This is a genomic window from Segnochrobactrum spirostomi (genome assembly GCF_009600605.1).
In the GTDB taxonomy this organism is placed as follows: domain Bacteria; phylum Pseudomonadota; class Alphaproteobacteria; order Rhizobiales; family Segnochrobactraceae; genus Segnochrobactrum; species Segnochrobactrum spirostomi.
This window is the reverse complement of sequence record NZ_VWNA01000001.1, coordinates 453,644-464,168: the sequence shown is the minus strand read 5'-3', so window position 1 is coordinate 464,168 and position 10,525 is coordinate 453,644. Positions and strand designations below refer to the sequence as shown.

Annotated in this window: 7 protein-coding genes; 3 read left to right on the top strand and 4 right to left on the bottom strand. The window is 65.4% G+C overall.

Features of this window, described 5'->3' with window-relative positions; all coding sequences use genetic code 11:
* Positions 1–5: 5 nt before the first annotated feature.
* Positions 6–965 (bottom strand): hypothetical protein, encoded by a 960-nt coding sequence (locus F0357_RS02080; RefSeq protein ID WP_153478213.1) that lies wholly within the window; start codon positions 963–965, stop codon positions 6–8.
* Between the two features lie 311 nt (positions 966–1,276).
* Here F0357_RS02080 and zwf point away from each other — a divergent pair, with 311 nt between their 5' ends.
* The 3 genes from zwf (at position 1,277) to F0357_RS02065 (ending at position 7,316) form a co-directional block, all read left to right on the top strand.
* Positions 1,277–2,818: a glucose-6-phosphate dehydrogenase gene (zwf, locus tag F0357_RS02075; RefSeq protein ID WP_153478210.1), complete on the top strand. Its 1,542-nt coding sequence runs from the start codon at positions 1,277–1,279 to the stop codon at positions 2,816–2,818.
* Positions 2,819–2,832: 14 nt separating this feature from the next.
* Positions 2,833–3,687 (top strand): Cof-type HAD-IIB family hydrolase, encoded by an 855-nt coding sequence (locus tag F0357_RS02070; RefSeq protein WP_312861415.1) that lies wholly within the window; start codon positions 2,833–2,835, stop codon positions 3,685–3,687.
* Positions 3,688–4,340: 653 nt separating this feature from the next.
* A complete protein-coding gene (locus F0357_RS02065) occupies positions 4,341–7,316 on the top strand; it encodes an autotransporter domain-containing protein (RefSeq protein ID WP_208948174.1) in 2,976 nt (991 codons plus the stop codon).
* Here the strand turns inward: F0357_RS02065 and F0357_RS02060 are convergent.
* From F0357_RS02060 to F0357_RS02050, 3 genes are all read right to left on the bottom strand, one after another.
* A complete protein-coding gene (locus tag F0357_RS02060) occupies positions 7,306–8,619 on the bottom strand; it encodes a flavin monoamine oxidase family protein (protein WP_153478207.1) in 1,314 nt (437 codons plus the stop codon). The two genes, F0357_RS02065 and F0357_RS02060, sit on opposite strands and share 11 nt — an antisense overlap.
* 43 nt (positions 8,620–8,662) lie before the next feature.
* Positions 8,663–9,382, bottom strand: a complete 720-nt coding sequence (locus F0357_RS02055; protein WP_153478205.1) for a glutathione S-transferase — start codon at positions 9,380–9,382, stop codon at positions 8,663–8,665.
* Between the two features lie 62 nt (positions 9,383–9,444).
* Positions 9,445–10,476 carry a M14 family metallopeptidase gene (locus F0357_RS02050; protein WP_208948173.1) on the bottom strand — a complete coding sequence of 344 codons (1,032 nt, stop codon included), beginning with the start codon at positions 10,474–10,476 and terminating at the stop codon, positions 9,445–9,447.
* Positions 10,477–10,525 lie beyond the last annotated feature (49 nt).

Below are 10,525 nucleotides of genomic sequence, written 5' to 3'. Positions count from 1 at the left end.
TCAGCTCATTCTAGGCGAACTGGCGTATTGATTATCATTTCCTTGTACCAGGAAATCATTCTATCGATGTGAGAGAATACTATTTCTGCGACAGCTTGATTGAATCCATCCTTTTGACGCATCTCGGGCACATCTACGCATATTTTTGTTTCGTAATTCCCATATGTCTCTAGCGTGGACGAAGGATACGGATTGCCTGATATGAGAAGCGTAACTTCTTCTATCGGTCTTCTTATTATGAAATCAATCTTTCCGACCTTGTCCGCTATCGTTGTCCAAAGACGATGACGAATATAGGCATCCTCGATGCCTGGGATGTAAAAGTAGTTCCATGATTCTCCTGCTGCATACGCGCCTTTGAGGCGTTCAATATTGAATTTGTTCGCATAGTATATTCCTCTGATGTCAAAAAATGAATGATAATCCCGTCTAAGTTGAAGCATATCTTGATCAGGAATGCCGACACCCGACGTTGATTGTTTAATAATTGCTCTTTGTAGTATGGCTCGTCTATAGAGTAGCCGAGACTCCGATGCGTTCTCCATGATGCGCATTATGGATTCATAGGATATAAAGGCGTCAAACTCCGAGCGTTCCCCAATGTAATTTTGAGGCGCGACTAATATTATTCTGCAATAATGCCAATTTGAAGCGGTTTGAATATTGGCGTATTCTTGATATCGAGCGGCCTGCCGATTTCCTGGTGCCGAATTTATCTTGTTCTCAATCAAAATTGAGCTTGGACGAGAAGTATCATCGCTAGTTTTATATAATACGAGCAGGTCCCCATACCCTAACCCTCCCAGTACTGGCTCGGGTACTACGTCTATCACCTCTGCGGTCGGTGCAGGAATGTCACATGCCGCAAGGAATCTTGGAAGAAAACCCGGATCGCACGCGAATTCTTCAGACAGCAAGTGGTCAATTTCCACTTCTTGAGCGAGCTTGCGTAGTATTGTATTCATCCTATTATTCCTGGCGGAATAGAGTATCCAGAATCATTATTGCTTCTTCATGCTGTGTTGGCAATGCGATCTGCGTGGGTAGATGGCGGCATATTGCGCGCGGCGTTTTGTGACCCGACGAGCGAGGTACATAATGTGCCCACCGTTGCCTGATTGTCGCGAAGCGGTGGCATTGAGGGAAAGGCGCGCGCACCCACGGCAACACCCGTGACGGACCTGCCGGCCGGCGATAAGGTCGGCGCGCAAGGGACGAGCAAGGGACGTGCGATTAAGTGCGCCCCAGGACACGGGAAACGGGCGAGGATGACGATATGACCGAAGCCGCGCAAGCGAACGCCGCCGCCCCCGCAGGAGCGGCCCCCGCGCCGCCCTGCACCCTCGTCATCTTCGGCGCCTCCGGCGACCTCACGAAGCGCCTCCTCATGCCGGCGCTGTGCAACCTCACCAACGAGGGCCTGCTCGACCCGGGCTTCCGTGTCCTCGGCGTCGATGCGGTCGAGCATGACGATGCCGGCTTTCGCAGCCATCTCGACGACGCGCTGCGCACCATTGCCGTCGCCCCGGGCGCGGAAGGCAAGGTTGCCGAGGGCACCGCGTGGCCCTGGCTCGCCGAGCGCATCCATTATCTTTCGGGCGATTTCGGCAGTCCCGCGACCTACGAGGCGATCGGAAAGGCGATCGAGCGGCTGTCGGCGGTGAGCTCCCACAAAGTCGTTTTCTATTATGCGACGTCGCCGCGCTTCTTCGGCCCGATCACCGAACAGCTCCATGCCGCGGGCCTGCTCGACGAAAGCGCGGACAACTGGCGGCGCGTCATCATCGAGAAGCCGTTCGGCACCGATCTCGAGTCCGCCCGTGCGCTCAATGCGCGGCTCCTGCGCGTCGCCGAGGAACACCAGCTCTATCGGATGGACCATTTTCTGGGCAAGGAGACGGTCCAGAACATCATGGTGCTGCGTTTCGCCAACGGCTTGTTCGAGCCCTTGTGGAACCGCGAGCACATCGAGCACGTGCAGATCACGGCGGCGGAAGCCGTCACCGTCGAGGCGCGCGGCAAGTTCTACGACGCGACCGGCGCGCTGCGCGACATGGTGCCGAACCACATGTTCCAGCTCCTCGCCATGATGGCGATGGAGGCGCCGAACTCCTTCGATGCCGACCCGATTCGCACTGAGAAGGCGAAGGTGATCGAGGCGATCCGGCGCTATACGCCCGAGGAGGCGGTCGCCAACGCCGTGCGCGCGCAATATGGCGCGGGCAGCGTGCAGGGCCGCAAGGTCGACGCCTACCGCTCCGACCCGAACGTCGATCCGGCGAGCAAGACCGAAACCTATGTCGCGATGAAGTTCCTCATCGACAATTGGCGCTGGTCGGGCGTGCCGTTCTATGTCCGCACCGGCAAGGCGATGACGACGCGGAGCACCGAGATCGCGATCCAGTTCAAGCGGGCGCCTGCGGTGCTGTTCCGCGATGCGCGGGGCGAGTTGAAGCCCAACGTGATGGTGTTCCGCATTCAGCCGAACGAGGGCGTCTCGCTGCGCTTCGCCGCGAAGGTGCCCGGGCGCCGCGTCACGCTGTCCGACGTCGACATGGATTTCCGCTATTCGGACTATTTCCGGACCGAGCCGAGCACCGGCTACGAGACGCTGATCTACGACTGCCTGATCGGTGACAACACGCTGTTCCAGCGCGCCGACAATGTCGAGGCGGGCTGGGCGGCGGTGCAGCCGATGCTCGACGGCTGGGCCTCCGGCCTCGGCGACGTCGACACCTATGACGCCGGCTCCGCCGGCCCGGCGAGTGCCGACGCGCTGCTTGCGCGCGACGGCTTCCGCTGGCTTCCGCTCGATTGAACCAGGAGACGACTGTGACCCACGCGATGCCCGAGACGGCCGCCAAGCGCGCGCCGGCGACCCGCATTTCCCTGTTCGTCTCCGATGTCGACGGCACGTTGGTGACGCCGGAGAAGGTGCTGAGCCCGGCGACCGTCGAGGCGGCGCACAAGCTCAAGGCGGCCGGCGTGGCGCTCGCCATCGTGTCGAGCCGCCCGCCGCGCGGCATGGTGCGTCAGGCGGCGGAACTCGGGCTCGAATTGTTCGGCGGCTTCAACGGCTCGAGCATCGTCCGTCCCGATCTCACGGTCGTCGAGCAGACCTTCGTGCCGGAGAAGGCCGCCGCGGCGGCGATCGACGCCCTCGAGCGGCACGGCGCCGACGTCTGGGTGTTCACCGACCGCGAATGGTACGTGACGAACCCGGACAATCCCCACGTCGCCCGCGAGGTCCGCACCGTCGGCTTCGATCCCATCGTGGTGGAGAGCTTCGAAGGCGCGCTCGAGCGGGTCGGCAAGATCGTGGGTGTCTCCGACGATCACGATGCGCTGGCGCACGAGGAGGGCAAGCTGCAGGCGTTGCTCGGCCACAACGCGCTCGCCAAGCGCTCCCAGGTCTACTATCTCGACGTGACGCCGCCGCACATGGACAAGGGCCATGCGGTCAAGAGCTTCGCCGCCCATTTCGGCGTGCCGCTCGAAGAGGTCGCGGTGATCGGCGACATGGCGAACGATCTGCCGATGTTCGCGACCGGACATCTCGCCATCGCCATGGGCAACGCGTTGCCCGAGATCCAGGCCAAGGCCGACTTCGTCACGACCTCGAACAAGGACGACGGCTTCGCCCACGCGGTGGAAGAGTTCATCCTGCCCCGGGCGGGGGCGAGATGAGGGGCATGCGGCGCTCGCAGGGGACGGGCGACTCGCTAGCGATGCCCAAAGTGGGGAGCTGGAGCGTAGATTATCCCCCTGCACGCGCTGGATTTCTTCCTCCAGATCGCGCATTTTCGGGGCGCGTTTGATGGCTGCGCCGCTGAGCGGCGCAGCGTCACGAGAGATAAATGGAGGCTCTCTATAGGCGTCTCTTCAGTGAGCCAGATGCGGAGCCCGTATCCGCGTCGAGACGCGACCCCCATTGGGGATGATGGGTCGCTTCGGTGCATGACCGACTGGGTGTGCGCTCTCTTTGGGGTGTGGGGCGGAAGCGAAGATGTTCGTGTTCCGAATTATTGGGGGATACCATGGCTATGCTAGCGTGTCACACGGCTGCTTCCAGTACTTGGATCGGCTCGGATAAGTCCCGTCACGGGATGGCGGCACGGCCTTTTCCAAAATTGACCGCTGCAACAATGATGTTCGCGGCCTCGGTTGTCGTCGGGAGCGCTCAGGCGCAGACCGCGTGTGACGGATACGGCGCCGCCTGCGTGAATACGATGAACTTGCTGTCGAACTTTTCGACGTTCTCCAGCAATAGCGCAATCCTCGCGGCAAATTCGTCTATCGAAGACCAGATCTATACCGGCTCGTCGACGTCGATGAGGCAGTTGGCCGCTACGAACGCTATCTATCAGAACGCGATCTACAACGTCTGGAATATGGCGGCTCCCACGCTGAGCGCGCCTTTCAGTCCCACAGCAAATCTGACTCAGAGTCAGGCGACGAACGTAAACACCTATGAGAATTTCGTAAATAGCTTTGTTGATTATACTGGAAACGCAAAATCATATTTTGCTCAGTATAATATATACCAAAATGCCTATCCGCAGCTGAATATCTATCCCTATCAATATGGAAGCCCGCGTCCGTTCCAGACCCAGACGGCCGTCGCCGGAAATCCGTGGACTGTTCAGGAGGTCGGCCAGACCGCCTACGACATCCAGCAGACCCCGGGTCCCGGCGAGTCGTGGGCGCAATTGGACGGCAGCCCGTCCTTTCCGAGCGGCCACTCGACCCGCGGGAACATCGTCGGCATCGCGACGGCCATTGCTGCGCCGCAATATTATAAGGATTTCTTGCTGGCCGGGGTAGAGTTCGCCTACAGCCGTCAAGTGTTCGGCGCGCATTATCCGCTCGATTCCATTGGCGGCCGCTTGGTCGCCATGTACTCGCTCGCCGAGCAGCTCAACGGGACTGACGGTTTCACTCAGATCGACCTCGCCACCATCACGCAGGCGACGGAAGCCTTGCAGGCCCTCGTCGGCTCCGTCAGCAGTTCGCCTTACGCGGCGGCGTGTGAGGGCAACGTCATCGGCTGCATCCGCGCCGGGGCGATCCCGACCGCCGCGCAGTTCGCCGCCGATCGAGCGAATTATACATGGTATCTGACATATGATTTGCCGTCGACGGGGCCGACGAACCTGGCCCCGGTCGTTCCCGCCGGCGCCGAAGTGCTGATCGCGACGCGCTTTCCCTATCTGACCCAGGCGCAATTGACCGAAGTGCTGGCGACGACGGAGATCGCCTCCGGTTCGGCCCTCGACAACGGCAGTGGCTGGGCACGGCTCAACCTCTACGCCGCGGCCGACGGCTTCGGCGCGTTCAATTCCAATGAGACCGTCACGATGAACGCGGCCGCCGGCGGCTACAACGCGTTCGACGTCTGGGCGAACAATATCACCGGTTCCGGTGGCCTGACCCTGGCGGGAACCGGCACGCTCGTGCTCGCCGGCGACAGCACCTATAGCGGCGGCACCAATGTCGCCGGCGGCACGCTCGCCGTGACCGGCTCGATCGAAGGTGCCGTCGACGTCGCGAACGGCGCGATGTTCTACAATGCAGGCACGGTGACGGCGCTCGGCGACAGTGTCGTCACCAACAACGGCACCCTCGTCAACGACGGCACCATCGCGAGCACCGTCGCCAATGCCGGAACGGCGACCAACAACGGAACCATCGCCGGCTCCGTGGTCAACACCGGCACCTTCGTCAATCCGGGGACCATCACCGGATCGGTGGCGAACAGCGGGGCCTTCAACGACAACGGCATCGTCGGTGGCTCGTTCGTCGATTTCGGCCTGCTCAGCGGCAACGGCACCATCGGCGGAGCCCTCACTATCGCGCAGGGCGGCGTCGTCGCCCCGGGCAACTCGATCGGCACGCTCCATGTCGGCGGCAATGTCGTCTTCCAGCCGGGCTCTACCTATGCGGTGCAGATCGATGCCGGTGGGGCGAGCGATCTGATCCAGGCGGGCGGCTCGGCCGCGATCAATGGCGGCGCCGTGCAGGTCTCGGTCGGGTCCGGGGTCGTCGTCGGCCTCAACACCTTCACCATCCTCACCGCGAATGGCGGCGTCAGCGGCCAGTTCACGGCGATCAACGATCCGTTCGGCACGAACTATCCGTTCCTCGACGCGGCGCTCGTCTACGGCGCGAACGGCATCTCGCTCATCAGCACCCGCAGCAGCGTGCCGCTCGCCTCGGTGGCGCAGAACGCCAACCAGGCCGCCGTCGCGCGCGCCCTCGACACCATTCCGGCGACCGGCCCGCTGGTCAACGCGATCGTCTCGCTCAACGCCGCGACCGCGCCGGCCGCCTTCACCGCTTTGTCCGGTGGGATCTATCCGTCGATCGACACCGTGCTCCAGGCCCAGTCGGTGTACTTGCGCGATGCCGTCACCGGCCGCCTGCGGCAGGCCTTCGCCGCCCCAGCAGCCCCGGCGGTCGGACCGAAGACGGCGCAGCTCGTGCCCGGTCTCATTCCGACGGTGTGGACACAGGCCTACGGGAGCTGGGGCGACGGCGAGGGCGGCGACGGCGTCGCCGACGTCTCCCGCTCGATCGGCGGCTTCGTCACCGGCCTCGACAATCCGATCGGCGACACTGCCCGCATCGGCTTCGCCGGCGGCTATTCCCAGTCGCAGTTCAAGGCGGGGTCGCTCGCCTCGTCGGGCGAGAGCGACAATTACGACGTGGCGCTTTATGGCGGCGCGAAGTTCGGCGCGCTCGGGCTTCGTCTCGGCGCCAGCTATACGTGGCACGACCTGTCGGTGAACCGGTCGGTCGCCTTCCAGGGCTTCTCGGAGGCGCTGTCGTCGTCCTACGACGCCGGCACGACGCAGGTGTTCGCCGAGGCCGGTTACGGCATCGCGACGCCCTATGCCGATCTCGAGCCGTTCGCCGGCATCGCCTATGTCAGCCTCCACACCGACGCGATGAGCGAGACCGGCGGGGCGGCGGGGCTCCAGAGCGGTTCGTCGACCCAGGACAACACGTTCACGACCCTCGGCCTGCGCGCCGCCAAGGGCTTCGCCGTCAATGGTGGAACCCTGACGGCGTCCGCCAGCCTCGGCTGGCAATATGCCTTCGGCGACACGACCCCGGTCTCGACCTTGTCGTTCGAGGCGGGCGGGTCGGCGTTCCAGGAGACCGGCATCCCGATTGCCCGCAACGCGGCGCTCGTCGGCGTCGGCTTCGACTTCACGGCGACGCCCAACGTCACCATCGGCCTGCATTATGCCGGCCAGCTCGCCGGCTCCTCCCAGGACAACGCCGTCGACGGACGCGTGTCGATCAAGTTCTGAGGGGCCAATTTCCGAGGAGGACGGGCGCGGCCTTATCCGCCGCGCCCAAGCAGGGCCCAAGCACGGTTCCGAGCGCGGCCTCGGCGGCGGCGACACCCGTGCGATAGGCGCCGTGGGCGGTCGAGAAGTCGTGCACGTGGCAGGCCTCGCCGGCGAAGAACAGCCGGTCGCCGACCGGGGCGGCGAGGGTGAGGCGCGCGTCGGCCCGGCCGGGACGGGCCTGGGAATAGGACCCGAGGGCGAAGGGATCGCGGGCCCAGGCGGTCGAGGTGATCGGCGTCAGCTTCGCGCGGATGCCACTGCCGAGGATGCCGGCGAGTTCGTCGAGGGCGAAGGCCGTGAAGGCGGCCGTGCCGCCGGCTTCGAGGTCGCGCGCGAGCGCTCCGCCGAAATAGCCTTCGATCATCGGCCGGCCGAACGGGCGCAGATGGTAGCTCGCGGTGCGTGCCGAGGTGAGGCTCCCGAAGGCATGGCCGTCGAGCGGCACATCCTCGGGCGCGTCGAGGGCGAGCAGCACCTTGTCGGCGATGCCGAGGGGCAGCGCGCTGGCAGCCTCGATCTTGTCCGGCAGCGGCGGATAGAAGGCGACGGTCTCGGCGGCGAGGACGTTCGTCGGCAGCGTCACGATGACGGCCTTGGCCTTCAGGGTGCCGAGCGCCGTCTCGATCTCGATCGGCGTCGCGCCGTGCCGGATGCGCGTCACGGCGCAGCCGAGGGCGACGGGGACGTGCTGGCCTGCGGCGGCGATCGCCGTCCCGTAGCCCGCCGGAATGCGCCAGTTCACGCCGGTGTCGGCATAATTGGCGAAGTCGCGGACCGAGAGGCCGGCGAGCTCGACGCCGTTCATGTAGCCGCTGATGGCGTCGAGCAGGCCGTTCCAGCGGTTGCCGGGTTCGAGCAGATCGGCGGCTGGACGATCGGGCGCGCCGCTCGCCGCAGCCTCGTCGAGCCGGTCGTAGAAGGCTTCCGCGGCGGCCTGATACGCGGCGCGCTGCTCGGGCGGGAAGTTGATGTCGCGCCGGGTCTGCCAGGGCGCGTGGCGACGCTCGACGGGGAAGCCCAAACCCTCGGCGACGGCGACCCACGGGTTGCGGTCGCCGGAGTGCAGCCAGGCGCAGCCGAGATCGAGCGGGACCGGGGAGGGGATCGTCCAGGCCCGTCCGCCGAGGCGCGCGCGGGCTTCGAGGATCAGGACGTCGCGGCCTGCCGATGCGAGGGTGCGCGCGGCGGCGATGCCCGCCGCACCGCCGCCGACGATGGCGACCTCCACCTCGTGGCGGCCGGAAATCCCGTCGATCGGCATCGGTGACATCCTGGATGGTTTCATCGGAGGTGCGGGGGACCCGTCAGCCGTCGAGGTCCGGATAATGCCGGAAGATGCCCTCGACCGAGAACGGGATGCGCCGGTCTGATTCGAGATAGGCGGCGATCCGCGGCAGGTTCGCGACGCGGTCGTGGAGGCCGATCAGGCCGGGGATGGTCGGCTCGAGGCGGCGCATCGCCTTGGGGAAGGCGTAGCCGAGGCCGGAGACGAGCTGGAACATCGACAGATCGACGTACGACAGCTCGGCGCCCACCATGAAGCCGCCCGGGGCAGGATTGCGGGCGTGCACGCGCTCGAAATAGCCGAGGAATTTCGGCATCCGGGTGCGACGGAAATCCTCCGCGCGGCGCTTCGCCTCGGGCTCCTGGTCTTCGTAGAAGAAGCTCGGCCCGAGCGGATGGTGGGTGTCGTGGATCTCCACCACGAAGTCCGTCACCGTGAGCTGGAGCTGGTGGGCCCACAGGCGGTCGACCTCGCTCGTCGGTGCGAGACCGAGGCGGGGCCCGAGAAAGAGCAGGATGGCCGCCGTCTGGCCGATGGTCATGCCGTCGGCGACGAGAAAGGGCGGGGCGAACGGCGGGCGCGGATCGTCCGCGTCCCGGAGCCGGCCCATCAGACCGCCTTCGCCGTCATGGGTGCCGCGGGCGACGTCGACATAATCCGCTCCGGCGGCTTCGAGTGCGAGGCGCACGAATTCGCCGCGGCCCTGGATCGTCGGCCAATAATGCAGTTCGTAGGCCATGATGTCTCTCCCGTGCGGAGTCTCCTCCGCTCAACGCGCGAGGATCGGCGCCGTTCGCCGTCTCAGGGATCGAGGGCGCCGCTCGACCACGTGCTCGACGGCCCCTCGCAGGCGAACTTGGCGGCGATGTCGCCCCGCGGGATCAGGCGGTCGCGGTAGCGGGTGACGAGCCGCCCCGCCTGGGGCGCGACGAGCGGGATCTCGGAGGCCGGATCGCCCGGCCGCGTGATGATGCGGGCGAAGCGCGTACCGGCGGCCACCTCGGCGCCGAGCGGGACATCGAACACGATGAGCCCCGCCTGGGGGGCCGTCACCGTCTCCATGTGTCCCATCGGGGCGACGGTGCCGGTCCACGCCGGCAGCGTCGCCGGCGCGTCGATGACGCCGCGGGCGCAGAGAAAGGCGTAGAGGCCGTCGGCGTCGGCCTGGGCGGTCGTCTCGTCGACGTCGGCCTGACCGCGCAGCTCGATGGTCGAGACGAGGCGGCCGTCGAGCCGGCTTTCGGCGAGCCAGGGGTCGATGACGACCTCCTCGAAGGCGCCGCCGCTGTCGCCCTCCCAGAGGATGACGAGCTCCGTGCCGAGCGCCACCGCGAGATCGCGCCCCGCCGGCCAGAAGCCGGTATGTAGGTAGAGATAGGGCACGGCTTCGTCGTCGGTGTGGAGATCGAGGACGATGTCGGCATGGCGGGCGAGCGAGGCGAGCCGCGCCTGCCAGGAGACGAACGCCGAGCCGACGCCGCCCGCCGCGACGGAATCCGGGAAGCCGCGGTTGAAGTTGCGGTTGGTCTGGAAATGGTAGCGGCCGAGGATGCGGCCCTGGGCGAACTGGCCGGCGCCGAGCGGGTTCGCCTGCGGCACGACGGTGATCGTGCCCTTGAGGTGTCCGGCTTCCGCCGCCGCGACGAGCCGCGGCAGCAGCAGATGAAGCACCAGCATGCCGGGAATTTCGTCGGCATGAAGTCCGGCCTGGAGATGGACGCGCGGTCCGGTGCCGTCGCCGCGCACCCGCCATGCCCGGATCGAGAGGGTCGCGCCCGGTGCATCGGCATCGATCGGAACGCTGACATCTTCGACGAAGGGGGACGAGAGCACGGCGTTCTCCGGGCGGGGATGGGGTGACGACAGGCGGGGCGCGGGCGGG

Coding starts and splice junctions, on each gene's coding strand:
- F0357_RS02060 (WP_153478207.1), bottom strand. CDS start 8,619: ATGCCGATCGACGGGATTTCCGGCCGCCACGAGGTGGAGGTCGCCATC.
- zwf (WP_153478210.1), top strand. CDS start 1,277: ATGACCGAAGCCGCGCAAGCGAACGCCGCCGCCCCCGCAGGAGCGGCC.
- F0357_RS02080 (WP_153478213.1), bottom strand. CDS start 965: ATGAATACAATACTACGCAAGCTCGCTCAAGAAGTGGAAATTGACCAC.
- F0357_RS02055 (WP_153478205.1), bottom strand. CDS start 9,382: ATGGCCTACGAACTGCATTATTGGCCGACGATCCAGGGCCGCGGCGAA.